Annotated in this window: 18 protein-coding genes; 6 read left to right on the forward strand and 12 right to left on the reverse strand. The window is 66.3% G+C overall.

Going from position 1 to position 25,769, the window contains the following annotated elements; genetic code table 11:
* Nucleotides 1-199: 199 nt before the first annotated feature.
* Nucleotides 200-2,092, forward strand: coding sequence for a diguanylate cyclase (locus IFU00_02600; GenBank protein MBD8541169.1), 1,893 nt, complete (start codon nt 200-202; stop codon nt 2,090-2,092).
* Between the two features lie 16 nt (nt 2,093-2,108).
* On the opposite strand, the gene IFU00_02605 is transcribed toward IFU00_02600, so the two are convergent.
* Nucleotides 2,109-4,481, reverse strand: coding sequence for a CHASE domain-containing protein (locus tag IFU00_02605; protein MBD8541170.1), 2,373 nt, complete (start codon nt 4,479-4,481; stop codon nt 2,109-2,111).
* A 123-nt stretch (nt 4,482-4,604) separates the two neighbouring features.
* Here IFU00_02605 and IFU00_02610 point away from each other — a divergent pair, with 123 nt between their 5' ends.
* The 4 genes from IFU00_02610 (at nt 4,605) to IFU00_02625 (ending at nt 8,392) form a co-directional block, all read left to right on the forward strand.
* The gene (locus IFU00_02610) at nt 4,605-5,048 is read left to right on the forward strand and encodes a hypothetical protein (GenBank protein ID MBD8541171.1); all 444 of its coding nucleotides are present in this window, start codon (nt 4,605-4,607) and stop codon (nt 5,046-5,048) included.
* A gap of 98 nt (nt 5,049-5,146) precedes the next feature.
* Entirely contained in the window at nt 5,147-5,767 is a 621-nt protein-coding gene (locus IFU00_02615; GenBank protein MBD8541172.1) for an LON peptidase substrate-binding domain-containing protein, read from the forward strand.
* Between the two features lie 23 nt (nt 5,768-5,790).
* Complete coding sequence (locus tag IFU00_02620; GenBank protein MBD8541173.1) at nt 5,791-6,543, forward strand: hypothetical protein; 753 nt, start codon at nt 5,791-5,793, stop codon at nt 6,541-6,543.
* Between the two features lie 280 nt (nt 6,544-6,823).
* Nucleotides 6,824-8,392 carry a DEAD/DEAH box helicase gene (locus tag IFU00_02625; GenBank protein MBD8541174.1) on the forward strand — a complete coding sequence of 523 codons (1,569 nt, stop codon included), beginning with the start codon at nt 6,824-6,826 and terminating at the stop codon, nt 8,390-8,392.
* A 48-nt stretch (nt 8,393-8,440) separates the two neighbouring features.
* Here IFU00_02625 and IFU00_02630 read toward each other — a convergent pair whose 3' ends face one another.
* Both IFU00_02630 and IFU00_02635 read right to left on the reverse strand, forming a co-directional pair.
* Nucleotides 8,441-10,144, reverse strand: coding sequence for a PAS domain-containing protein (locus IFU00_02630; GenBank protein MBD8541175.1), 1,704 nt, complete (start codon nt 10,142-10,144; stop codon nt 8,441-8,443).
* A gap of 116 nt (nt 10,145-10,260) precedes the next feature.
* Nucleotides 10,261-10,548 carry a hypothetical protein gene (locus IFU00_02635; GenBank protein ID MBD8541176.1) on the reverse strand — a complete coding sequence of 96 codons (288 nt, stop codon included), beginning with the start codon at nt 10,546-10,548 and terminating at the stop codon, nt 10,261-10,263.
* Here IFU00_02635 and IFU00_02640 point away from each other — a divergent pair.
* Nucleotides 10,501-12,489, forward strand: a complete 1,989-nt coding sequence (locus IFU00_02640; protein MBD8541177.1) for an acyltransferase — start codon at nt 10,501-10,503, stop codon at nt 12,487-12,489. The genes IFU00_02635 and IFU00_02640 overlap by 48 nt on opposite strands.
* Here IFU00_02640 and IFU00_02645 read toward each other — a convergent pair.
* The 9 genes from IFU00_02645 to IFU00_02685 all read right to left on the reverse strand — a co-directional run bounded on the left by IFU00_02645 (nt 12,440) and on the right by IFU00_02685 (nt 25,696).
* Nucleotides 12,440-14,524: a hypothetical protein gene (locus IFU00_02645; GenBank protein MBD8541178.1), complete on the reverse strand. Its 2,085-nt coding sequence runs from the start codon at nt 14,522-14,524 to the stop codon at nt 12,440-12,442. The genes IFU00_02640 and IFU00_02645 overlap by 50 nt on opposite strands.
* An 83-nt stretch (nt 14,525-14,607) precedes the next feature.
* Nucleotides 14,608-16,722: a hypothetical protein gene (locus tag IFU00_02650; GenBank protein MBD8541179.1), complete on the reverse strand. Its 2,115-nt coding sequence runs from the start codon at nt 16,720-16,722 to the stop codon at nt 14,608-14,610.
* Between the two features lie 44 nt (nt 16,723-16,766).
* Complete coding sequence (locus IFU00_02655) at nt 16,767-17,141, reverse strand: GtrA family protein (protein ID MBD8541180.1); 375 nt, start codon at nt 17,139-17,141, stop codon at nt 16,767-16,769.
* On the reverse strand, nt 17,134-18,150 hold the full coding sequence (locus IFU00_02660; protein MBD8541181.1) for a glycosyltransferase family 2 protein: 1,017 nt from the start codon (nt 18,148-18,150) through the stop codon (nt 17,134-17,136). The genes IFU00_02655 and IFU00_02660 overlap by 8 nt, the downstream gene beginning before the upstream one ends.
* Nucleotides 18,151-18,182: 32 nt before the next feature.
* Nucleotides 18,183-21,137, reverse strand: coding sequence for a glycosyltransferase (locus IFU00_02665; protein ID MBD8541182.1), 2,955 nt, complete (start codon nt 21,135-21,137; stop codon nt 18,183-18,185).
* A 5-nt stretch (nt 21,138-21,142) separates the two neighbouring features.
* The gene (locus tag IFU00_02670; protein MBD8541183.1) at nt 21,143-22,549 is read right to left on the reverse strand and encodes an FkbM family methyltransferase; all 1,407 of its coding nucleotides are present in this window, start codon (nt 22,547-22,549) and stop codon (nt 21,143-21,145) included.
* An 8-nt stretch (nt 22,550-22,557) separates the two neighbouring features.
* Entirely contained in the window at nt 22,558-23,616 is a 1,059-nt protein-coding gene (locus tag IFU00_02675; protein ID MBD8541184.1) for an FkbM family methyltransferase, read from the reverse strand.
* A gap of 17 nt (nt 23,617-23,633) precedes the next feature.
* Nucleotides 23,634-24,911: an ABC transporter ATP-binding protein gene (locus IFU00_02680; GenBank protein MBD8541185.1), complete on the reverse strand. Its 1,278-nt coding sequence runs from the start codon at nt 24,909-24,911 to the stop codon at nt 23,634-23,636.
* Nucleotides 24,911-25,696 carry an ABC transporter permease gene (locus tag IFU00_02685; protein ID MBD8541186.1) on the reverse strand — a complete coding sequence of 262 codons (786 nt, stop codon included), beginning with the start codon at nt 25,694-25,696 and terminating at the stop codon, nt 24,911-24,913. The genes IFU00_02680 and IFU00_02685 overlap by 1 nt, the downstream gene beginning before the upstream one ends.
* Between the last annotated feature and the right edge of the window lie 73 nt (nt 25,697-25,769).

Genomic DNA, 25,769 nt, shown 5'->3' on the forward strand with positions numbered 1-25,769 from the left:
CACCCGCATGAAACGTAGTTGAACCGTATATTTTTACGCAACTTTAAATTCCTCTTTGCAACTTTTAACGCATAAATCAGTATAATGTCCAGTCCAACGACGGGCGCGTTTATTTGGCAGCACCAGGAATTGTTTTGACGCCCGGCTATCCATTCCATGTGTTGTCCGCCTGCTGCCTGGCTCGATCCGGCCGTCTTCCATGCCTTATCCCATGTCGTCCCATTCTTCCGTGGCCGTGTTCGGCGGCTACGTCAAGCGTCGCGTACTGCGCCACCTGCTGCTGTACCTTGCGCTGATGCTGCTGGTCGTCTGGGGCCTGGTCGCGGTCGAGCAGGCGCGCTTTGCCGAGCTGGCCGAAGCCGGGGGCAAGAACAATGTCCAGAACCTGTCGCGCGCATTTTCGGAAGAGGTCAAGGCCACCGTCGGGCTGATCGATTTGTCGCTGGTCCAGCTGCGCGGTACGTGGCAGCGCGATCCGGCCGATTTCGCACGAGATGTGGCCGAACACGCGCGCCATCTGCGCATGCCGATCCGGTTCACCGTCACCGATGCTGCGGGGCGGCTGCTGTATTCGGATGATGGCGCCGCGCCACCGGGCATGATGCTGGGTGAGGTGCGCCAGTTCGCCATCCACCGCACGCAGGATGGTGACCGGCTGTATGTCAGTCGCCCGGAAAAGCAGCGCGCTGGCGGGCAGTGGACAGTCCAGTTTACGCGCCCGATCCGTGATGCCGGCGGCCGCCTGACGGGCGTGATTGCTGCCTCGATGTCGCCAGCCTACTTCCTGCGCTTTTATGACAGCATCGAGCTCGGGCCGGATGCAACCGTGAGCCTCATGCGCCTGGACAATACGATCATCGCGCGCAGCTCGCGCACGGATGGCAATCGCCACATGGGAACCAGGCTCGCCAACCCGCCGCAAACGGCAGCGGCCGATGCGAGCGGCATGTTTCGCAAGACCAGCTCCCTCGATGGCATCGACCGTTTCTATGCCTGGCACAAGCTGCCGGACTACGGCCTGGTGGTCACGGTCGGCCAGGCCGTGCACGACGCCGAAGCGCGCTTCACCCAGCAACGCGCGATGATGCGCAATGTGGGTGTGGTCGTCTCGCTCGTGCTGGGCGTGCTGGGGTGGGCGGCGATCGGTGCTGCCGACCGGCGCCGGCGTGCGCTCAGGGCGCTGGCGGCAGCCGAGGCGCGCTGGAAACTGGCGCTGAACGCTGCCGGCGACGGCGTCTGGGATTGCGACATCACGCAAGGCACGGCGCTGCTCTCGCCCAGTGCGCAGCGCATCCTCGACAGCGAACACGCGACCGTCTCGTGGTTCGGCAGCAATGGCCTGGCCGAGCTGTTGCATCCGGACGAATTCGGGGCCGTGCGCGCGGCCTTGCGCGACCATATCGAGGGCGTGACACCCGACTACGCGATGGTGCACCGGATCCGCATGCGCGATGGCAGCTGGCGCTGGATCGAGGCGCGTGGCACCGTCACCGAGCGGGGCGAGCGCAATGAGCCGCTGCGCATGGTCGGCACGTTCTCGAACATCGACGCGCGCAAGCAGGAAGAAGAGCGCATGCGGCGCATGGCGCATGAAGACCCGCTGACGAAGCTGCCCAACCGCGTGCTGCTCGACGACCGCATGCATCAGGCGATCCGGGGCGCGGCGCGCGACGGCCACAAGACGGGCCTGATCTATTTTGATCTCGACAAGTTCAAGCCGGTCAACGACACGCACGGCCACGCGGTGGGCGATCGTCTGCTGCGCATGGTGGCCGAGCGCGTGCGCGGGGTGCTGCGTGAATCGGACACGCTGGCGCGGGTGGGCGGCGACGAATTCGCCGTGCTGCTGCCGCGCTGCGCGCAGGCCGGGGACACCGAACGCGTGGCCGCCGCCATCCTGGCCTGCCTGGAGCAACCGTTCATCGACGGCCCGCGCGAACTGAATATCTCCGGCAGCCTCGGTTACGCCTTGTATCCCGATTGCGGCGATGATGCCGAAGCGCTGCTGCACTGCGCCGACCTGGCGATGTACGACGCCAAGGCACATGGGCGCAACCGGATCTCGGGCAGCTACCGCACCCGCGTCGGCTGACAGCCGCCCGCCGGCATCACAGCAGCGCCCCAATGTCCGGCGCAGCCAGCGTCGGCAGCACATGCGCCGTATGGCGCGGCAGGTAAATCGTTACCGTGGTGCCGGCGTCCGGCTTGCTCGCCAGCCGGATCTGCCCGCCACTTTGGCGCACGAAGCCGTGCGCCATCGACAGTCCCAGCCCCGTCCCTTTGCCTTCCGGCTTGGTCGTGAAGAACGGCTCGAACGCGTGTTCCATGACCTCGGGCGGCATGCCGTGGCCCGTGTCGGCCACCGTGATCATCACATAGTCGCCCGGCGCCAGCTCGGGATCGAGCTGGCTGGCTGCAGCGTCGATCGTCACGTTTGCCAGCCGCAGCGCGATGTGGCCACCGCCGTCCATCGCATCGCGTGCATTGATGATGAGGTTGAGCAGCACGTGTTCGAGCTGGTTCGGGTCGACCAGCGTCGGCCACAGGTCGGGCGCGCTGCTGCGCTCGAGCGTGACGGCGTCGCTGGCGGCGCGCTGCAGCAGGCTGTCGCTGCGGTCGAGCAGCTCGGCCACGTTGACCACGCTCGGGTGCAGCGGCTGGCGCCGCGCGAACGCGAGCAGCTGGCCGGCCAGCTTCGAGCCGCGATCGACCGCATCGAGCACGTTGTGCAGGCGCTTGCGCGTGGGCGGACCATCGGCGCGCAGCATCAGCTGCACGTTGGCGCTGATGATGTGCAGGATGTTGTTGAAGTCGTGCGCCACGCCGCCAGTCAGCTTGCCGACCGCTTCGAGCTTTTGCGCGCGGTGCAGCGCCATCCGCGCTTCGACCAGGCGCGCCTGGCGCTGCAGCTCGCGTTCCTCGGCGGCCCGGCGCGACGTGATGTCGCGCACGAACACCGTGGCGCCGGCGCCGTCCGACGGCGGCAACAGCGCCACCGCCAGTTCGACCGGCACGCGCCGGCCGCTCGTGTGCAGCACCTCGGTCTCGGCCGGCTGGCCCGGCAGCGGGCCCACGCCACTCCTGGCGAAGGCGTCGAACGCGCTGCGGAAGGCCGCATGGCCCTCGGCGGGCAGCAATTCTTCGGCTGGACGGCCGATGGCGTCTTCGGCTTCCATGCCGAAGATCTGCGACGCCTGCGCGTTCCAGTCGGTCACGCGCCCCTGGCGGTCGAGCGCGACGAAGCCGTCGTAGGCGGTTTCGAGGATCACGCGGGTACGGCGGCCGTCGGCGGCGATGCGGTCGTGCGATTCGCGCAGTTCGAGCGTCATCGCGTGCGCCAGTTCCAGCGCGCGCCGGCGCGAGCTGGCCAGCAGCCAGACGATCAGGCTGGCCAGTGCGCCGAGCACGATGCCGGCGATGGCGATCATGCGCGGGCGGGCGGTGTCGAGCGTGGCGTCCAGCGCGGCGCCGGAGCCCATCCGCACGGTCCAGACACGGCCCGCGATCATCATCCGCGTGGTCGTGGAAAGGCGCGGCGCCGTGTGCGTGGCCACATTGGCCGACTGGTACAGCAGCGTGGCCGGTGAGAGGGTGTCGCCATCGTGGATGGTGACATCGAGTTCGGGCGCACTGACGCCGCCCACCCGGCGCATCAGGTCATTCACGCGAAACGGCGCGTAGATCCAGCCGGTCAGCGCGGCGCGGCGCTGCGCGACGTCGTCGATCAAACGGCCCGTGCGATACACGGGCAGGTACATCAGCACGCCCGACTCGGCGCTGCCATCGTCTTCCTGCACCAGTACCACCTTGCCGCTCAGGGTCGCCTGGCCGCTGTCGCGCGCTGCCAGCAGCGCCGCGCGGCGCGCCGGTTCGCTGGCCATGTCGAAACCGAATGCACGCAGGTTGCGCGCATTGAACGGCTCGATGTGCGAGATCACCGCAAGCACCGTCCCGCCGGCCGGATCGGCTGGCACCGGCTGTACGCGGTAATCGGGAAAGCCGTCGGCGCGCACCTGTGCCTCGTGCGCCGCCACGTCGCCGGGCGCCAGCCGGGTGGCGATGCCGAGCGCGCCGATGCCGGGGAAATTCTGGACCAGGTCCAGGCTCTGGTAATACTCGCCGAACACGGCGCGCGGCAGGTCGACCGAGCCGCGCAGGAAGCCGCGTGCGCTTTGCAGTACCTGCTCGTAGACGAGCATGCGCCGGCTGATGTTGTAGGTCATCGCGCGGGTGCGATAATCGAAGGCTTCGTGCAGCTGCGCCTCGGCGTTGCGTTGCGCGCTAGACCAGGCCGCCCAGGTCACCAGCAGCGTGATCACGAGCACCAGCAGCGCCATCAATAGGGGCGCGTGGCCGGCGGTGGGCGGCGGCGGTGAGGCAGGGGGGCGGGTAGGGGTTTGCTGCATGTCCTTGTGTAGTGCAGCCGTGGTGGCGCAGTAGGTGGGAGCGGTAAGGTCTCCACAGGATACGCACCCTCGCATTCACGGGGCGCACGCAACTTTGCTAATTTGTTAATGAGCTGCCGATCGGGCTCGTCCCTTGTTAATTTATTTTATGAAACATTCTAGCCCGAATCTTCTTTCTTGTAAGTACGTAGGTGCGATGTGAGGCAATTCTTGCATCGCCATCTGCCATTGACGGTGCTGGCCGCAGCGCTCGGCTTGACCGTGTTGTGGAGCATGCTGGCGCCGATCAAGGGCGGCAGTCACCAGTTGCTATTGGCGTTTCCACCCGGCGTGACGGTCAGTGGCATGGCCGTGCCCGGCGAAATCCGCCTGACGCGGGGCGTGCAGGATGTGCTGCTTCTACGCAACAGCGACCGGGTGCCGATCGTGTTCGGTCCGCTCAAGATTGCGCCCGGGCGCGATGTGCGCCTGCCATTCAGTGACGAAGGCATGTTCGAGTACGTGTGTCCACCGGTGCTGGGCAAGGTAGTGCGCGTGCACGTGGTGGCGGCACCCGGTCCCGGCTGGGCGCGCCTGGTCTGGCGCCTGGGCAGCCTGCGCCAGTGGGTGCGCTACCTGCCGCTGCGCTCGCCGTACGACTGATGGGCTGCGGCGGGGGCTCTGAGGCAGGGTAATTCGCAGCAGCCGTGGGCCCGGGCAATCGTGTCCCGTGTTGGCGACGATTCTGTCATCATAAACCCATGTCGACGATTTCCATGCCACTGTTCCCGCTCAGTACGGTGCTGTTTCCGGACGGGGTGCTGCCGCTGCAGGTGTTCGAGGTGCGCTACCTCGACATGATCAGCCGTTGCATCGTCGACGGCACGCCGTTCGGCGTCGTCCTGCTCACCAGCGGCCACGAGGTCCGCAAAGCCGACGCCCAGCAAGAACGCTTCGTGGCAGCCGGCACTATCGCCTCGGTCACCGAAACCACCGCCGAAACCCCGGGCCTGCTGCAGGTGCTGTGCCGTGGCGGAGCGCGTTTCAACGTCGTCACCGCCGAGCAGCGCGTCAACGGGCTGTGGGTGGCCGAAGCCGAACTGGCCGAAGACGACCAGATCGTGCGCATTCCGTCCGAGCTGCAGGGCGCCGCCGATGCGCTCGACCGCGTGCTCAATTCGCTGCACGAAGTCCCGCAGCACCGCTGGCCAGTGCAGCCGCCGTTCCGGCTGGACGACTGTGGCTGGGTCGCCAATCGCTGGTGCGAGCTATTGCCATTGCCCAACCAGCAAAAGCACAATATGCTGATGCTTGATAATCCCGTGATCCGGCTCGAACTGCTGCACGATGTCCTCGACGAACATGGGTTGATCACTTCCTAGCCGCTCATCGGGGTTCAGCCAGCATGACATTCTCGGACGACTTGCTCATTGCGTACATCAACGGCGACCTTGCCGAGCCGGCGCGTGCGGCGGTCGAACGGGCCGCGCGGGCCGATCCGGTCCTGGCCGCGCGCGTGGCCCAGCACCGGGCCGAACTGCGTAGCGGGCACGGGCGCAGCATCGGGGTCTCGGCCAATGGCCACGATGGCGGCCCCAGCACACAGCGCGCGGTGCCGCATGGCGCCAAGGTGGTGCACCTGAATAGCCTGCGCCCCGGGCGCCCGATGCCGATGCCGCAAGCGCCCGCGCCCAACCGCGTCGTCGGCCTGCACTGGGTGACGCTGGCTGCGGCGTTGCTCGGCAGCGCCATACTGGGCGCGGTCGGCTGGCATCACCTGGGGCAGGGCACCGGCGTGGCCGTGCTCGACCACGACAACGGCGTACTGATCGCGCGCGGCGCACTGGTGACGGCCCTGGCCGAGCAACTGGCCACGCCAGGCCCATCCGACAGCGGTGTGCGCATCGGCATCACGTTCGTGGCCAAGGATGGCGGCTATTGCCGCAGCTTCGTGGTCGATACCACGGCCGGCCTGGCTTGCCTGCGCCGTGGGCGCTGGACGATTCCGGTCCTGTCCCAGGGCACGGCCGGTGCCGCCTGGCTAGACGGCAGCATTCCGCCGCCTGCCGTGCGCGCCGCCATCGAGGCCCGCATCGCCAGCAATGCACTTGACCCGGCCGCCGAACGCGCCGCCCAGCAACGCGGCTGGATCCGGTGAGGATGGCACCGCCGCGCGCTGCACGCTCCCTGGTGTTTCTTCTGATAAACTGCTTAAAAAAGTGGCGGGCATATACAGGGTTGCCGATTTCGGGTATCTTGTCACCCGCTAAAAGTGTCTCTACGTCCGCTTTCTCCGGCCCGCTTGCAGGCCAATCTTCCGGTCCCGCCGCCTTGCGCCGGCGTCCGGTTTCCGTTGTCACCCCTCGCTGCGTACTGCCGATCGCGATGGGTCAACATGCCCGATCGTAGAGCTGAACGAATGATTTCCCGAAAAAACTATGTCTGATACCCCGAACAATACCGAAGTCGCTGTCACGCCAGACGTGGACGTGCTGGTCGCTGCCGACGCCGTCCCGGTCGTGCGCTTTGCCGATTTCGGCCTGGCGCCGGAAATCCTGCGCGCGCTGACGGACCAGGGCTATGTGCACCCGACGCCGATCCAGGCCGAGGCCATTCCTGTCGTGCTGCAGGGCCGCGACGTCATGGGCGCCGCCCAGACCGGCACCGGCAAGACGGCCGGCTTCTCGCTGCCGATCATCCAGCTGCTGATGCAGCATGCCAACCCGAGCATGTCGCCGGCGCGCCACCCGGTGCGCGCGCTGATCCTCGTGCCGACCCGCGAACTGGCGGTGCAGGTCGCCGAAAACGTCAAGGCTTACGCCAAGCACACGCCGCTGCGCGCCACCGTCGTCTTCGGCGGCATGGACATGAAGCCGCAGACCGAGATCCTGCGCGGTGGCGTCGAGATCGTCATCGCCACGCCGGGCCGCCTGCTGGACCATATCGAGCAGAAGAACGTCAGCCTCGGCCAGGTGCAGATGCTGGTGATGGACGAAGCCGACCGCATGCTCGACATGGGCTTTTTGCCCGACCTGCAGCGCATTATCAACCTGCTGCCGAAGCAGCGCCAGAACCTGATGTTCTCGGCCACGTTCTCGCCCGAGATCAAGAAGCTGGCCAACACCTTCCTGAACAATCCGCTGACCATCGAAGTCGCGCGCAGCAATGCCACCGCCGACAAGGTCACGCAGATCGTCTACAAGGTCGAGGAAGGCCAGAAGAGCGATGTCGTCGAGCACCTGATCCGCTCGCGCAATCTCAAGCAGGTGATCATCTTCTCGAACACCAAGATTGGCGCCTCGCGCCTGTCGACGCACCTCGAAAAGCGCGGCATCAAGGCGTCGGCGATCCACGGCGACAAGACCCAGCAGGAGCGCATGGCGGCCCTGGACGCGTTCAAGGATGGCGGTGTCGAAGTGCTGGTCGCGACCGACGTCGCCGCCCGCGGCCTGGACATCACCGACCTGCCGGCCGTGATCAACTACGACCTGCCGTACAACGCCGAAGACTACGTGCACCGGATCGGCCGCACGGGCCGCGCCGGCGCCTCGGGCGACGCGCTGTCGGTGTATTCCGAAAAAGACGAGCGCCTGCTGCTCGACATCGAAAAGCTGATCAAGCAGACGATCACGCGCGGCACGCTCGACGGGTTCGTCGCGCCGGCCAGCCGTGGGCGTGATGCGGTTGGGGGTCGTGAATTTGGCCGCGAGTCTGCCCGTCCACCGCGCGACGCCAGCCGTGAATTCGTGCGCGATGGCAGCCGTGACGCGGCAGCACCACGCGATACCGAACGCGGCCCGCGCCGCGACGCCGAAGCCGGCCGTGGCGCGCCACGCACGCCGCGCACCGGACCCGGCCCGGGTTCGCGCCGCGAGCGCGTCGACCCGTGGTTCCTGAAGCCCTACGAGCCAACCAGCAGCCCGCGCAAGGATCCGGATCCGGTCAACGCACCGGCCAAGCCGGGCAAGCAGAAGCTAGCATTCCTGCTGGGCGGCGGGCCGAAGTAATCATTGGTTCGCACGGACGGGTTTCCCGTCCACGCGTTCAAACCGACTTCAGGGCGCGCGCTTCAACGCCGCCTTGATCCGGTCCAGCAAGTCCTGATGCTGGTACGGCTTGGCCAGCACGTTCAGGCCGTCGCTGCGCAGGTCGGCGCCCGGCAACTGTTCCATATAGCCGGTCGTGACCAGCACCGGCATCTCGGGCAGCCGGGCGTGTACGCGCTCGATCAGCTCCAGTCCGTTCATTCCCCCAGGCATGATCACATCGGTAAACAGCAGGTCGAACCCCTGGTCGGCATCGAGGATCTCCAGCGCGCGCTCGCCGCTGGGCGCGGCCACCACGTCGTACTCCGCCATCTGCAGCATCGCCTCGGCCAGTTCGCGCACGTCGATATTGTCTTCGACCACCAGGATGCGGCAGCGCCGCTTGCCATCGGCGTTCGGACCCTGCGCCGTGGCGCCAGAGTCCGCATCAGCGTCAGCCTGATCGGCCACCCGGAAAATCATGCGCACCTGCGTGCCGCGCCCCGGTTCGCTGTCGATGTCCAGCCGGCCATGCGACTGCTGCACGAAACCGTGCACCATCGCCAGGCCCAGGCCCGTACCCGGCCCCTTGGTGGTGAAGAACGGCTCGGTCGCGCGGCGCCGTACGTCGGGCGTCATGCCCTGGCCTTCGTCGACCACGCAGATGCAGACATAGTCGCCGGCGCGCAGGCCCAGCTGGCGGCGCCGCTCTTCGGACAGCACCGTCGTGCCAACCTTCACGCCGCCACCGCCAGGCATCGCATCGCGCGCATTGAGCACCACGTTGAGCAGCGCCATTTCGAGATAGGTCGGGTCGATCGTGCAGGCCGGCAAGCCTGGCTTGAGGTCGAGCTGCAAGTTGATCTTGTCGCCCAGCGTGCGCACCAGCATGTCGGAAAATTCGACAACGAGGCTGTTCAGGCTCAGGCGCTTCGGCTCGAGCCGCTGCTTGCGTGCAAAGGTCAGCAGTTGCTGGGTGAGCTTGGCCGCCTGCATGGTCGCGCGCTGGGCGCGGCGGATCGGCTCGAGCGCCTTGTGCTGGCGTTCGGTGCCCAGCAGCGCCACGTCCAGGTTGCCGTTGATGACTTGCAGCAGGTTGTTGAAATCGTGCGCCATGCCGGCCGACAATTGGCCGATCGCTTCCATCTTTTGCGCCTGCAGGAACGATTCCTGCGTCGTGCGGCGCTCGGTGATGTCCATCTGCGAGGCGAAGAAAAACAGCAGCTGCCCTTCCTTGTCGAAGATCGGACCGAAGAACAGCGCATTCCAGAACGGCGTGCCGTCGGCTTTGTAGTTCAGCAGGTCGACCGCCACGGCGCGCGCTTCAGCGACAGCCTGGCGCAGCTCGGCCACGGTGTTGCGGTCAGTGTCCGGGCCCTGCAGGAAGCGGCAGTTGCGCCCGAGGATATCTTCCTGCTTGTAGCCGGTCAGGTCTTCGAACGCGCCGTTGGCGAACACGATCGGGTTGTCGGGCTGGCGCGGGTCGGTGATCAGCATCGGCATGCGCGTCATTTCCACGGCGGCAAAGAAGATGTTGCCGCGCTCGTCCAGGCCGCCGTGCTCGATATAGCTGGCTTGCCAGTGATTCACACCGGGATTGTCCTCGGTAGGGCCCATCGGGTTGACGGCATTGCCCTCGACCTGGCCGGCGGCCGGTACGCCGCGGCTCTGGCCGCCTCCTTGCACATCGAGGTCTTTCTTGAGCGTGTCGTCCTTCGGTGGTCCGAGTACCATGCGTTTCCTTGAGCGTGGGAGGCCGGGATGCGCTGAAGACGCATCTCGGGGTATGGCAATGAATATAACTGTCCGAGCGTGGTGGATTCCGTTCGTGAGCGCACAAAAAGGCGCAGTCAGTGCAGGAAGCGGTGACGCTGCGGTGTACGCCGTTCCGATCTGCCGCCCTGCGCACGGGAAGGCAATCGAGCAGCCCCACAAAAAAGACACAGCTTGCGGTCCCATGCTGGCAAATACCTTTCGGTAACAATCACCCCATGCGATAATCTTGCCTTAAAGCTATTTTCTTCGGAGTTCTCGTGCATACTGATCGTCAGGCAATCGTCGCTGCTCAACATTTGCCATATCGCGCAGACATTGATGGCATACGCGGCATTGCAGTGGCCATCGTCGTCCTGTTTCATGCCTTCCCCACGCTGATTCCTGGGGGCTTCATTGGCGTCGATATCTTTTTCGTGATTTCCGGTTATCTGATCTCGAAGATCCTGATTGCCGAGTTTGAAACAAAAACGTTCAGCTACGGCCATTTCTATGCCCGCCGCGCCAGGCGCATCTTCCCGGCCCTGATCCTGGTGATGGCCGCAACGCTGGCCTTTGGTTGGATCGCGCTGTTCCCCGATGAATTCAGGATGCTCGGCAAGCATATCGTCGGTGGCTCGACCTTCCTGTCGAATGTGTTCCTGTGGTTTGAGGTCGGCTACTTCGACACCGCTGCCGAAACCAAGCCGCTGCTGCATCTCTGGTCACTGGGCATCGAAGAGCAGTTCTACATTGCCTGGCCGATCCTGCTGGCCCTGGCATTCCGGTTCCGGTTCAACCTGTTCTGGGTGACCGTCACGCTGCTGGCGACCTCGATGCTGGTCAACGTTGCCTTCATTGAAAATTATCCGAGCGCGACGTTCTATTCGATCGCCAGCCGTGCGTGGGAATTGCTGATCGGCGCCTTGCTCGCCCATCTGTCCCTGCAAAAGGTGTCGGTGTCGTTCGGCAGCGTGCGCCGGCCCGCCGCGAGCGGAACGGGTGTGGACAGCCGGCCCCTGTTCGATTCGGACAGTGCGATCGGCCGCAATCTGCTGTCGCTTGCCGGTCTGGCCCTGATCGTCCTGGCATGCGCGCTGGTGCGGGGGGGCAAGGGCTTTCCTGGCTGGTGGGCGCTGCTGCCGACCCTCGGCGCGGCATGCCTGATCGCTGCCGGCCCGCGGGCCTGGTTCAACCGCGTCATCCTGTCGAACCGGGCCATCGTGTGGATCGGTCTGATCAGTTATCCGCTGTATCTGTGGCACTGGCCACTGCTGTCATTCGCGCAGATCGTCGAGTCGGGCGTACCGGCACTGAAGATTCGCATTGGGGCAGTGCTGGTGGCCTTGCTGCTGGCGTGGCTGACCTTCAAGCTGGTCGAGCAACCGATCCGCCGTCGCGGCCAGCGCAGCAACACGGTTGCGATCGTGCTGGCGCTGCTGATCGTCCTGCTGGGTGCTTTCGGCAACTGGGTATACAACAAGAAAGGCATGCCGGCGCGACCGCACATCGTCGAGAATGCGAATCTGCAGGGTGCGCTGGTTCTGGTCGAAGACACCGCGAACGTTGCCGCCTGCAAGAAGCGGTTTGGATTCGATACGGTCTACAAATACTGCCTGCTGGCGCAGGTCGATCGCCCGCCGACAGTGGCGCTGATCGGCGACAGTCATGCCTATCACGTCGTGGCCGGCCTGACGAAATACTATGCCGGGCAAGGCGAAAATCTGCTGTTTTTGGGCACACGGATTCCGTACTTTGGCGTCAAGCCCGAACCCAACGACCACTACCAGGAAGCCACGCCGCAGATGCTCGACCTTGCGCTGTCAACGCCGAGCATCAAGACCGTCGTCATTTCCACGGCTCTGAAGCACCATATCGAATGGGAAGACGGCAAGCAGTACGTCGATAAATTGCGCAACACATTGAAGACCTTCCTGGATGCCGGCAAGCACGTCGTCTATTTCTACGACGTGCCGCTGCTGAACTTTGAGCCGCGCGCGTGCATCAAACGCGCCGGCGTCGCCAGCTCGACCACGAACCGCGAGTGCGCGATGGATGCCAGCGATTTCCAGAAAGCCTATGGCGCGCACCGGGACATCGTGGCCTCCGTTCTGAAGGAGTTCCCGTCGATCACCGTGTTCGACCCGGTCAAGTACCTGTGCGATGCGACGCGCTGCAAGGCGATGATCGATGACAAGCTGATGTATCGCGACATCAGCCATCTGACCTATGAAGGCGACCTGTACATCGGTGCCAAGTTCGCCGAAGAGCAACGGCTCAAGGCAGCGGCGCCGGCACGCGAGACTCACGCAGGCTCAGCTCGCTGATACCGATGCCGAGCTTGCGCGGATCGCCGGGCGTCCCGATGTCTTCCGGCGATGTCGGCTGTGGTACCTCGATGCTCAGGCTGCGCTGGGCGCCATCGGTCGTCAGGTACAGATTGATCTGCTCGAAGCCCGGCCCGGCGCTGAACTGCGTGGCTTGATCGCCGACCCGCAACGTGAACGGCAGCGTGGCATTGATGCCGAAGGCACGCGCCTTGAGCACCACGACCAGCCCGCGCGGCAGCGGCTGCTCGAAATGGAACACCACCTGTTTCGCATCCGACCAGCGGCCCCACGGCTCGCTCACCGATAATCCCTCGACCTTTGTGAATGGCCCGCCGTCGAGCGGTGCGGCCAGGCTGGCGTGCACGAACGGCGCCTGCTGTTGCGGCAGGCGCAGCAGTGTCATTTCATCGGTCTGCCCCATCACGATGCCCAGCGGCGCCGCGTGTTGCCCCAGCACCAGCAGCCATTGCTGCCCGGCGGTGATCTGCTGCATCGGCACCGGCGCACCTTCGGGGAGCACGAGCATCGTGGTGTCGGCGCGGTCGATGGTAAATTGCGCACGCATGATATGCGGCACGATCGCATCGGCGCCGGCGAGAATGATGCGGCCGCGTTCGGCCGCCGGCACGGTTGCGAGCACCAGCGCGCCGGCGCGGTCGCCCAGGCTGCTGGCGCGGTGCGCCGACGCCGACTTGGCGATGCGGTCCTGGCCAATCAGGACCGTGATCGGCAGCAGCACCAGCAAGAACAGCCGCGCCGCATTGAAGCGCCCGCTGGCCCAGGCTGCCAGCAGCGCCAGTTGCAGTACCACCGTGACGTGGCCCGATGTCGAGCGCATGTTGATCGAGGCGATATCGGGACCGTCGACAATCGAGGGCGCGTAGGCCGGCAGGCTGTTGAAGGCCAGCAGCACCAGCAGGCCAAGGACCAGCGCCAGCGCCCAGCGCAACCACCGTGCCCGCGGGCCGGCGCCGGGATCCGTGCGCAGGCTGGCGGCGACCACCAGCCACAGCAGTGGGAACACGAAGTTGTAGTAGCGCAGGTGCAGGCGCATGCCTTCGACCGCATCGCGATCGGCCAGCGTGGCCGTGTAGACGACCGTCATGCCGAGCGCGGCGCCCAGCATCAGCAAGACGTAGGCGTGCAGGCGGTTGGCGCCAGGCGCGCTGCGGCCGAGCGAACCGGTGGCCACGCCATGGACCAGGATTCCCAGCGGCACGGCCAGCAGCACCGCCAGCGCCATCAGGTGACCAAGGGCGCTGGTCAGGACCGGCGCAAGCAGTGATGCGCGTACCGTCGTGCTGCCCGAGCTGACATTGCCCTGATAGAACGGCCCAAGCAGGCTGAGCCCGGCGTCACCGGCCAGCAGCCAGCCAAGGCCGAATTTCAGTGCCACCGTCATGACAGTTGCCGTGAGCGCCGCACCCAGGCCACGTGCCAGCCACTGCAGCGTGGCGCCGCCCTGCAACCAGCTCGCATACAGCAGGTACAGGCCCAGCGCCGGGATCAAAAATAGCGCATGCACTTTCACCAGGCTCATCGCGCCGAGCACGATGCCGGCAGCCAGTCCCAGCGGAACGAGGTGCCATGCGGTGCGGGTCAGCACAATCCAGCCGAGCAGGCAGAAACCGAACCAGTAGGTGGTTTCCGGCATGAAGTACATCGTGTAGACATTGAGCGGTGCGGCCGCCGCCAGCAGCGTGATCAGGCCGGCCCAGGGCGGCGTCGTGAAGCGGCGCGCGACCAGATAGACGAAGGGAAGGCCGGCCGCAAACAGGAGCAGGTTGCCGGCCCGGGCGCACTCGAGGAAGCCGGCGCCGCAGGCATTGGTGGCGCTGAACAGCCACAGGTACAGATAGGACGGCAGCAGCGAATCGGCCAGCGGCATCAGGCGCGACATCTTGCTGTAGTACCACTCGTCAGCGAAGACGGCCGGATACAGGCCGTGGTTGCGCAGGTAGACGAGGATGAGGGTGGCGGCGAGCGCCAGGAACAGTGCGCCGCGCGCACGCGCAAAGGTGGACGAGATCATGGCACTCCCGGCAAGGGACAGTGGAACCACGGACGGCATCGGCGACGCTGCCGCCGATGCCGTGGCTTGTATCGCTGACGCGCCTACCTGGCGGCGCTGGACCCGATGCTGACTTCGGCGATACCGATGCCGAGTTCGCGGTTGTCCGGCCACTCGCCCAGCGAGCTCGGCGCAATCGGTCGCGGCACGTCGATCGTCAGCGTGCGCTGCGTTCCGTCGGTGACGAAGCGCAGACGCACTTCCTGGAAGCTGGCCGGCAGGCGGAAGGTGGCGCTCGGCGCAGCGTCGCCGCTGCCCACACGCATCGTGAACGGCAGATTGGTGTTGTCGGCATACGCGCGGCCTTTCAGGATGACGTCGAGTTGCGCCGGCAATGGGCGGTCGAAGTGCAGCACGACCTGCTTGGCGTCGGACCAGCGGCCCCACGGTTCGGAAACCGACAGGCCGTCGACCTGCGTCAGCATGCTGCCCGCGCCATACGCTTTGGACAGTTCGACGGAGCCGATCGGCTGGAAGTCCGACGCCAGTTTCACCAGCGCATACTCGTTCGTTTTCGAGACGACCTCGACGCCATCGGGCAGCGCGTGGTCACCGACGACCAGCAGCCACTTGTGGCGCGCCGGCAGCTGGTAGTGTTCGATCGGCGCGCCTTTGACCAGCTCGAGCATGCCGGCGTCCTTGTCGTCGATGTGGAATTGCGCGCGCATGATGTCCATCACGCTGTCTGCAGCGATGGTGATCAGCTTGTGCTCGTTCTTCGGCACGGTGTCGCGCGCCATCTTGCCGGCGTTATCCGGTGGCCAGCCTGGCGGTGCGAGCTGGCGCAGGTAGTTCCCCGTCGCGTGCGTACCCAGCACGAGCATGGCGGGCAGCGCCACGAACAGGAAGGCCGAGCCGGCCCAGCGCGAACCGCGCGCCCACAATGCCAGCACGATCAGGTCGAGGGCGACGATGACCCAGCCGGTCCAGCTGGCCAGATGGATGGCGGCGATTTCAGGGCCGTCGATATCGGTGGCGGCGTAGCGCGGAATCATCACCAGGGCAGCCAGGACGGCGGCGCCCACCATCAGCGCCACGACGGTGCGGGCGCGCCCGGCCGTCATGCTTGCCGGGACACCGACGATGGCCGCGGCCAGCGCCAGCAGCAGCGGGAACGTGAAGCTGTAATAGCGCAGGTGCAGGCGGATGACTTCGAGCGGGCCGACGCCGGCGATCGAGGCGGTATAGGCCACCGTCATGCCGACCGTCGATCCGAGCACCAGCAGCGTGTACAGCGCCAGACGGTTGAACGGCGCGCTGGCTTCGCGGCGCGTGCTGCGGCTGACGACCGACAGCAGCAGCAAGGCCATCGGCAGCGGCATCAGCAAGGCCAGCACCATCACATGTCCGCGGCCGTTGATGAAGCCGGGCGCGACGAGGTGGAACACCGAGCGCGTGGTGCTCGAGCTGGCGGTGTTGTTATAAAAATCGCCGAACACGCTCAGCGCCGGTGCGCCGGCGAGCAGGAAGCCCAGGCCGAAGCGTACCGCCAGCGTGACCGCCACGCACAGCACGGCGCCGGCCAGGCCGGTGACGAGCCAATGGCGCGATCCCGGCTGGCGTGCCTGCAGCCAGCCGGCGCAAACCAGAAACAGCGCAATAGCGGGCAGCAGGAACATCGCGTGCACTTTCACCAGGCTCATCATGCCAAGCACGAGGCCGGCGGCCACGCTCATCGGCGCCCAGCCCCAGCCTGACCGCGTGAGCAGCACCCAGCTCAGGACGATGAAGCCGGCGTAATAGGTCGCTTCCGGCATGAAGAACGCGGTGTACAGGTTGACCGGCCCCAGCAGTGAGAACACCGTCACGGCCACGGCCATCGTCGGCCGCGCCACCGTGCGCGTGATCAGGTAAATGAACGGTCCGGCGCCAACGAACAGGATCGCATTGCCGATGCGGACACAGTCAAGAAAGCCCGTGCCGCACGACGAACTGGCGCTGAAGACCCACAGGTACAGGTACGACGGCAGGATCGACTCGCTCAGCGGCACCAGTCGCGCCATCTTGCTGTAGTACCACTCGTCGGCAAAGATGGCCGGGTTCAGGCCGAGATTGCGGTACAGCAGCCAGGCGAACACCGCGCCCAGCACCGCGACCAGGATCAGCCAGTCGCGCCTGGTCGTTACAGGCGCGGCAAGGGGGGAGGACGCAGGCAGCATCGTGGTATCCATCGTGGTGAGTGAAGCGGCGCCGCGCGCCGCGATTAGCGAAAAATCCAGAACCGGCCAAGCAGATAGCCATTGACCGCCACCAGCGGCAGCGACACGATCTTGCCGGCCATCGGGCTGTCGAACATGGCCACGGCCAGCGCAACGCAGCCGAGCGTCAGGCAGTAATTCAGGCCCACCACGCACATATAGCGCGCAAAGCTCGCCTTCGTGGCGGCCTGTGAGAACGTGACCTTGCTATGGAATGCGTAGTTCACCACCAGGCCCGCAACAAAACCGACGCTGGCCGCGCCTGCCGGGTGCACGCCGTTGGTGATCAACAGGTGCATCAGGCCGACGTCGATGGCCGCGCACAGCAGCCCCCCGGCGACGTAGATGAAGAACTGGCGCAGGCGCGCCGATTCAACCATTGCTGCGGCGCCGGAACAGCGTCTTCTTGTGCAGGGGGCGCGTCGGCACCGACGCGATGTCGTAGTTCAGGAAGCCCAGGATGAACTGCACGCCCATGATCACGGGCAGGGCAGCGAGCATCACGGTGCCGGCCGGCGTGGCGACGTCGCTCTGGGCCGAGGCGATCCAGTGGGTGATGCCGAAGACGGTGCCGAACATGCTCAGGGCCACGCCGATCGGCAGTTCGAGCGACGCCACCGACAGGTTGCGCAGGTAGTAGTTGTAGAACAGGCGCTTGAAGAAGTTGCGCACGTTCTTGGCCGCGAACTCGGTGATCACTTGCGAGACCTTCAGGTTGCTCACCTCGTCGCCGTAGACCGCGTCCATCGGCACGTCGACCGCCACCGCGCCCAGCGTATTCAGGCGAAACAGCATGTCGCTTTCGAAGAAGTAGCGCTTGCTGATTTTCTCGAACGGCAGGTAGCGCGCCGCATCGGCATGGATCGCGGTGTAGCCGTTGGTCGGGTCGAACAGATGCCAGTAGCCCGACGAGAGCTTGGTCATGAACGAGAGCATCGCGTTGCCGAACAGGCGGATCGGCGGCATCGCGCCGATGCGCTCCAGGTCGAAGAAGCGGTTGCCCTTGGTGTAGTCGGCTTCGCCGGCCAGGATCGGTGCGACGAACATCGGGATCAGCGACGCGTCCATCTGGCCGTCGCCATCGAGCTTGACGATGACGGTGGCGCCATCAAGAATCGCGGCGCGGTAGCCGGTCATGACGGCGCCGCCCACGCCCTGGTTCTCGGTGTGGGTCAGCACGGTCACGCGCGGGTCGTGGCAGTTTGCGGTGACGAACGCGCCGCTGCCGTCGGGGCAGCGGTCGTCGACGACGTAGACGCGCGACACTTCAGGGCCGATGCCGGCGATGACGCCGATGATGTGACGCGTGACGCGGTAGCTCGGGATCACGACTGCGATCTGCGCCGCCGCGAGGGCGGGCAGTGGCGCTGCCGGGGCGGTAACGTTCATATCGTTCACGGGGGAATCGGTCAAGGAGTGCATTATCGGGTATTTATTGTTGAGTTGACTACTGGTTTGCTTCCCGGCAGGGTTGTATACCAGCGCTGTCGCACCAGCGCATCGAGTGCCTGCTGCGCGCTGCCATCCCAGGTCAGCCACGGCATGCCGGTCGACGCCGGTGCCTTGCCCTCGCGGTGCAGCGCCAGCCAGGCCGTGATGGCGTCGGCCAGGTCGCTCGGGGCCAGGCCATCGAAGTACGACGCGTACTCGCCCGCCACTTCGCGGAACACCGGCAGGCTGCGCGCCAGGATCGGGATGCCATGCTGGGCCGCTTCGATCAGCGGCAGGCCGAAGCCTTCGCCTTCGGAGGCCGCCAGGAGGGCGGCGGAGCCAGCGTACAGCTTGAGCAGCATCTCGTCCGAGATGCCCGGCAGCCAGAACAGGCGCACCGATTTCTCGGGATGGGCCGCCATGCGTTCGCAGACCTTCTCGACCATCCAGCCCTGTTTGCCGACCACCACCAGGTTCACGTCCACGCCGGCTTCCCACAGCAGCTCGAATGCGGCCAGCGCCTGGGCGTGGCCCTTGCGCGGTTCGACCGTGCCGACCATCAGGAAGCTCGGGCGCGCGGCCAGTTCGGCCAGCACGTGGTCCGCTTCCGGCGGCAGGCCGAAGCTCGGCGCGCTGGCGTCGATGTCGGCGCCGAGGTGGAAGTGGGCCAGCTTGAATGGCGTGGTGCGCGTCAGATTCTGGCTGGCGATCCAGCCGGCGAATTCGTCGGCCACGGCGCGCGAGATGCACAGCACGCCGTCGGCCACCTTGTGCACGGTGCGCAGGAAGTCGCCGAAATACTGCTCGGTCCCGAACGGGAAGACTTCCGGACGCAGCATCGGCAGCACGTCGTAGATGACGAAGTACACCTCGACGCCGCGCATGCGCATGTCGAGCAGGCGTTCTTCGTTCTGCGACGTGCCGTTGGTGAACAGGTCCAGGCCAAAGAAGATGTCGCCCGGGCGGATGTCGGCCGGCGCGTCCTCGAGCACCAGGTCGGTTTCGTCGACGACCTTCATGCCGAAGCTGCGCGCGTAGATATACGGCTGGTTACCGCCGTGCGAATACACCGGTTCGATGCGCAGGCCCGGCGGCGGATTGGCGATCATCGAGCGCAGGATGCTGCGCACCACGCGCTGGATGCCGGTGCGCAGGTCGGACTGCATCAACGCCGAGACGTCCACCAGCAGCTGGCGCTGCGGCGTCGGCGCGCGGTTGAAGGCAATCGCGGCGGCCAGCGCCGGCAGGTCGGCCGCGCTGCACAGCGGCGCGGCCTGCGTCACCAGGCGGCGATACACGGCGTCGCGGCCGTTGTGCGCAAACGCTTCGATCGCTTCGGCGTACTGGCGCCCGACTTGCGCCGGCGCATGGTGGGCCGCCATGAATTCGAGGGCGTGCTGCGACAGGCGCTCGCGCAGGCCGCGGTCCAGGCGCAGGCGGCCCAGGCTTGCAGCCAGGTCGGCGGTGGCAAAGCGGTCTTCCAGCTTGATCAGCACGTCGTCCGGCAGTGCGGCGGTCGAGCCGTGGGCGTTGACGATCGTCGGCGCGCCGTACAGCAGGCAGTCGAGCACCGAGGCCGACGTCTCGCCACGCGTGACGCCGCGCAGCTGCACGGCGCCGTCGCAGGCAGCAAGCCAGTCGGCGTAGGCACCGGCATCGACGAAGCCGGTGATGCGGATGCGCGCGGCCGCGGCGCTGGCCTTGATCGTTTTCGCCAGCACCTCGCCATACGGGCCGGGATCGTTGGCGCCGACGAACACCAGGTGGCAATGCGGATCGGCCGCCAGCGGCGAGGCCAGGAAGGCGTCGAGCAGTTCGGCATTGCGCTTGGTACTGCCCAGCATGCCGAAGGTGCAGACGACGAAATCGTCGTCGGCCAGTTTCAGGCGCTTGCGCGCGGCGCGCCGCGCCTTGTGGCAGGCTTCGTCGGTGACGCAGCCGTCCGGCCGGCCACGCAGCAGCGGGATCGTGCGCCAGTCGTCGGCGGCGCCGTCGCCATACCATTCGGCGGCGAGCTGGCGCGAAAAGTCGGAATGCACGATCACGCCATTGGCGGCATCGAGCACGCCCTTATTGAGCGGGAACTTCCAGATCGACGGGTTGCGGCCTTCCTTGCGGTGCGACAGCAGGCCCGAGTAGCCATGCGACGCATACAGCGCGCGCAGGAAGCCCTTGGGCAGGTATTGCTCGCGTTCGAGGTTGTCGAGCACGCCCGAGAAGAAGAAGTCGTGCAGCACCACGACGCCTGGCACGTCGCGCACCAGCTCGAACATGTGCTGGTGGGCGTGCGAATTGCCGAAGTGGTAGACCACGCGTTCGAACTGGTGCGCGTGGGCGCGCAGCCAGGCCGGATCGCGCAGCAGCATGCCGTCCAGGCGCGCGTCGACCATCGTCTCTTGCGCGACCACGAGTTCGACGTCGTAGTATTTCGCCAGCTCGGGCACCAGTTCGGCGCTGTAGTCGGCGATGCCCGAATGAACGGGCGGCAGCGGCGACACATAGGCCAGCTTCGGCCGCCCGGTCGGGAGCGGCCGGGCCGGTGCCTCTCCCAGCGCGGACAAGCGCGCCAGCAGGCCGGCGGCATCCTGCGCGGTGTCGGCGGCGTCGTGCGCCAGCACCGGATACGGCGCATCAGCATCTGCGGCGTTGGCGCCGGCGCCGATGGCCAGTACCGCGTCGGGCGCCAGGCCTGCCACGGCATGGCGGCGCAGCAGCGCATGCACCGGGCCGGCCGGCAGGTCGAATGCGCGCACGCGGGCCGCCAGCGCCGGTTCGAGGCGCAGCAGTTCGAGGGTGACGGTGTCGTGCAGCGGGGCCGCGATCCACAGCGTGTGATGGAGGCTGTCGGCGGCCGCGAGGCGTGCCAGGGCAGTGGACAAGGCCAGGGCCGGCGCCGGCACGCTGGCGCGGTCGGCGGCGCCGAGAAGGTCGATAACGATACGCATGGAGTTCAACTGCCTGTAGGAAGATTGCGGGCGCGCTGCAGGTCGGCCAGCACGGTGCGGACCGACTCTGGCAGGCCACGCAGTTCGTCGGGCACGGGCGGCACGTCCGCCGGCAGCGGCGCAGGGGCCGTCTGCTTGATCGTGGCCAGCTGCACCGACACGCGGCGGGCCAGCCACGGGAAGCGCAGCAGCACCGGGATCAGCGTGCGGCGCAGCAGTTCGATGCGGGTCAGGCGCGTGACGACGCGGCGCAGCAGATGCGGGCGGCGCAGCCCGTGCAGCGCCGTCCCGGCGCGGCGCAGCGGACGCGTGACGCGCCACGAAGTGCTGTGCTGGATTGCGACGATGTGCGCTTCCATGCCCTTGGCCCAGTTGGTCAGGCGTTCGGCCTGCGCATGGACTTGGGCCAGGTCGTGGGTCAGTGCCGCATTGCGTTGTTCGGCGTCGTTGGCGCGCTGCGCTTCTTCGCTGGCGCGGCGCGTGGCGTGGTCGGCCCGCTCGCCCAGGTCATTGACGCGCGCATTGGCTTCGTCGAGCCGGCGGTAGGCGCCGTCGAGCTGCTCGAGCAGGCCCCTGGCCTGCGCATCGACGCGCTCGAGGTGGCCGTGCAAGGCCTGTTCGCGCGATTCGACGTGATTGATCCTGGCGGTCAGTTCACGTGCATGCTCGTTGGATTCGCCCAGCGCCTTGTTCAGTGCATGTTCGCTGGCCCAGGCTTTCTCGAGATGGTGCGAGACGAAGCCGTCGAAGACGTTGGGCTGGATGTCCAGCTGCGTCATCAGCGCGGCATGTTCCTCGGCCACGTAATACCGGTTCAGGCCATCGAACCAGGCGTAGTGATAGCGCTGGCCCAGCACCATGTGCTCCCAGCTGGCGTGGTTGGTTTCGCGGCTGTTCGGCAGCGTCGCCTCGATCACCAGCACCCATGGGCGCCAGCGTCCGAAGTCCATCCCGCGCAGCACTTCGCCTTCGAAGCCTTCGACGTCGATCTTCAGAAAATGGATCTCGCCCCGGACGTGTTCGGCGCAGATGCCGGCCAGCGTGCGCACGGGGACCGTGATCTCGGCCACGTCATGGCCTTCGGCGCGGTGCATCTCGGCGACCGATGCTTCGGGCGAGGCCCAGCCGCGCACGGCCGGTACGTCGTACAGCGTCAGTTCGCCATCCGTGGCGCCGGCGGCAACGGCCAGGTTGACGTCGCGCGGGCGCTGCTCTTCGAAGGCCTGGTGGAACGAGGGCAGCGGCTCGATGCTGATGCCGTTCCAGCCCGCGTCGTAGAACGCCTTGGTGACCGAGTGCTCGACCGGGTCGTTGGCGCCGACGTCGATGTAGTAGCCATTCTTGATGTGGCCGAGCGCGCGCCACAGCAGCACGTCTTCATTGTTCTGGGAATACGAGATGAAATAGCTCATGCGGTCTTTCATGCCTGCGCCTGCCCGAACAGGTGGGCCAGTGGCGTATTGCCGGCGTCAGTACCGGCGCCGGCGGCATCGGCCTGGCGCGCCAGCGCATGCGCGGCCGACGGTTTGTCATACACGAGCAGCAGCACCAGTGCCTGCGCCAGCAGATCCTGCTGCGCCGTGGCTTCGCGCACGAACACCGCGTCGCCCCAGCCGAGGCGGTCGCGCGAGCGCGCCGCGCTGCCGGCGCTCGGGTAACGGCACAGCGATGAAAAGTCGAGCAGGTAAAAGCCCGCGGCGCGCAGCAGCGTCTCGATCTCCGAGAACAGCGCCTGTCCTGCGTAGATCGGCGCAAACGAAACTTCGCAGTGCACGACGTTGGTCCGCGCCAGCACCGCCGTCGCGTGGCGCAGCGTCGGCAGCTCAAACCCCTGGATGTCGAGTTTCAGGAAGTCGATCGGGCCGGCATCCGCCAGCACGTCGTCCAGGCGGCTGGTAGCCACGCTCTCGGTCTGCACCGTCGCCAGGTGATCGAGGTCGCGCAGTTGCGCGGTCAGGGTCCGGTTGAACGGCAGCAGCGACGACGTGGCGTCGTCGTTGTTGATGTGGAAGGTGTGCTGGCCGCCGTCGCCGATGAAGGTCGGGTACAGCGTGACGTGGCTGTCCGGGTTGTTGCGGCGGCTCGCGTCGATCTTGTCCTGCTGCGGCTCGAAGCCGATGATGCGATACGGCAGGCCATGGCGCGTCAGCGGCGCATACACGTGGTCTTCGTTTTCCAATTCCTGGGCGCCGATGTCGACCACGGTGAGCGGGCGTGTCAGCAGCGGCGCAGCGGCGGCCGCGACCTGCGCCTTGACGGCATCGATGCCGGCCGCACCGGGCGCGCCGTGACCGAGGCCGTATTCGCTCGACGCCATCAGGGCGGCCAGCAATTCGTCGGCGGCGGCGCCTTCGGCCAGCCGCGCGCTCCAGTAAGCCAGGCCGGCCGGATCGGGCTCGCGGCCCAGGAAGCCCCGGTACAGGCCGCGCACGATGGCGGCGTGGTCCTGCCGGGATGAAGTGGAATCGTGTTCAGGCATGGTGGTATCCAATCGGGTCAGCGGATGCTGAACTTGAGCTGCGGATGCAGGTTGACCAGGCCGCCCCAGACGATCGCTGACGGATTCGGCGCGACCACGAAGCTGTGCGCCTCGTGCAGGTAGTTCAGCACTTTTTCGAATGCGCCTTCGCCATGGCCGCCGGCACCCAGGCCGACGGTGAGCGTGTACTCGTCCGGGAACAGCGACAGGTTCAGGGCGAAGCTGGCGCTGATGATCGCGCCGCGCGCGGTCGGGCCGGGCGCGTGGCGCATGCAGTAGCTGTTGGTCTCGAACAGCGTGGCGCCGTAGCGGTTGCGGATCTTGAAGCCGATGTGCGGATCGGCGACGTCTTCGTGCAGCAGGTAGTCGACCTGCAGCGTGACCATTTCGTCGGCCATCAGCGTGGCGCGCTCGGCGCCATGGCGGTCGAGCAGGCGCACGCCGACGCAATCGGCGCCGGGCGTGGTGATGCTGCCGGTCTTGCCGCCGACGACCGTCAGGTGCTCACGCTCGATCGGGGCCAGCGGCGCCGCGTCACCCTGAATCTGGATCGCATCCGGCGCCTGGTCGAGCCGGCCCAGCAATTCGGCCTGGTACAGATCGAGCGCATCGGCCGGCGAGCCATCGAAGGCGACCTTGCCGCCGCGCAGGAAAATGCAGCGATTGCAGATATTCAGTACCGTGCCGGCGCTGTGCGACACGAACAGCAGCGTGGTGCCGGCCTTGATGAAGCCTTCGATGCGGGCATAGCACTTTTGCTGGAAGAACACGTCGCCCACGGCGAGGGCTTCGTCGACGATCAGGATGTCGGGCCGCACGCAGGTGGCCACGGCAAACGCGAGGCGCACCTGCATGCCGCTCGAGTACACGCGCACCGGCTGGTCGATGTACTCGCCGATGTCGGCAAAGGCCAGGATCTCGGGCATCAGCGCTTCGACGCGCTCGGCGTCCAGACCGATCATCTGGCCAGCCATCAGCGCATTCTGGCGCCCGGTGAAGTCGGGATGAAAGCCCAGCCCCAGTTCGAGCAGGGCGGCGACGCGCCCTTCCAGGGTCACCGCACCGGTGGTCGGCTGCGTCGTGCCCGTGATGAGCTTGAGCAGCGTGCTCTTGCCGGCGCCGTTCACACCGATCAGGCCGACGGCTTCGCCCGGCCTGATCGTGAAGCCGATGTCTTCGAGCACCCACTTGAGCGTGTGGCGCTGGCCCGGCAGGGTCCAGTCGGCCAGGCGCGCCCAGCGGTTGTTATATTGTTTGTAGGCCTTGCCCAGGCCACTGGCGACGATCGATCCCATTACAGTTCATCCACGATTTCGCCGGCGCGCTTGCGGAACATGCGCAGACCGAGCGTGCACAGCAGCAGTGCGACAACCAGCGGATAGACCAGACTGCCCCAGTCCGGCGGCGTGCCCTTGACCAGCACGCCCTGCCAGGTCGCGATGATCGGGGCCATCGGATTCCAGTCGAGGATCGGGCGCACGTGCTCGGGCAGGATGCTGGCCGGATAGACGATCGGCGTGAGCCAGAACCAGAACTGCAGCGTGATCGTCATGAACTGGCCGACGTCGCGGAAAAACACGTTCAGGATGCCGACTACCATGCCGATGCCCAGCGCCAGCATCACCTGCAGCACCAGCACCGGCAGCAGGGTCACGAACACCGCGCCCGGGAAATTGCCGGTGACGATCAGGAACACGACGAACAGCCCAAAGATGATGCCGAAGTTGACCAGCGCATTGAGCGTGACGATCACGGGCAGGCAGATGCGCGGGAAACTGACTTTTTTCAGCAGATTGGATTGTTCCAGGAACATCGTCTGCCCGCGCCCGACCATCTCGGCGAACAGGCCCCAGGTCAGGATGCCGGCGCACAGGTAGATGGAATAGGCGAAGGTCGAATCCGAACCCGGCATCTTGGTGCGCATGACCTCGGCGAAGATCACGGTGTACACCAGGATCATCGCAAGCGGACTGAGCAGCGACCAGACGGCGCCCAGGATCGCATTGGCGTATTTCGACTGGAATTCGCGTTGCACGCTGCCCAGGACGAAACCGCGATAGGCCCACAGGCCGCGCAGCATCAGGGGCAGGATCATGGAATGAGGGTGTTCGGAAGCGCCTCGCAAGAGGGCGGAAGTGTTGTCGTCATAGTAA

It is taken from the genome of Oxalobacteraceae sp. CFBP 8761, assembly GCA_014841595.1.
Lineage (GTDB): Bacteria > Pseudomonadota > Gammaproteobacteria > Burkholderiales > Burkholderiaceae_D > Telluria.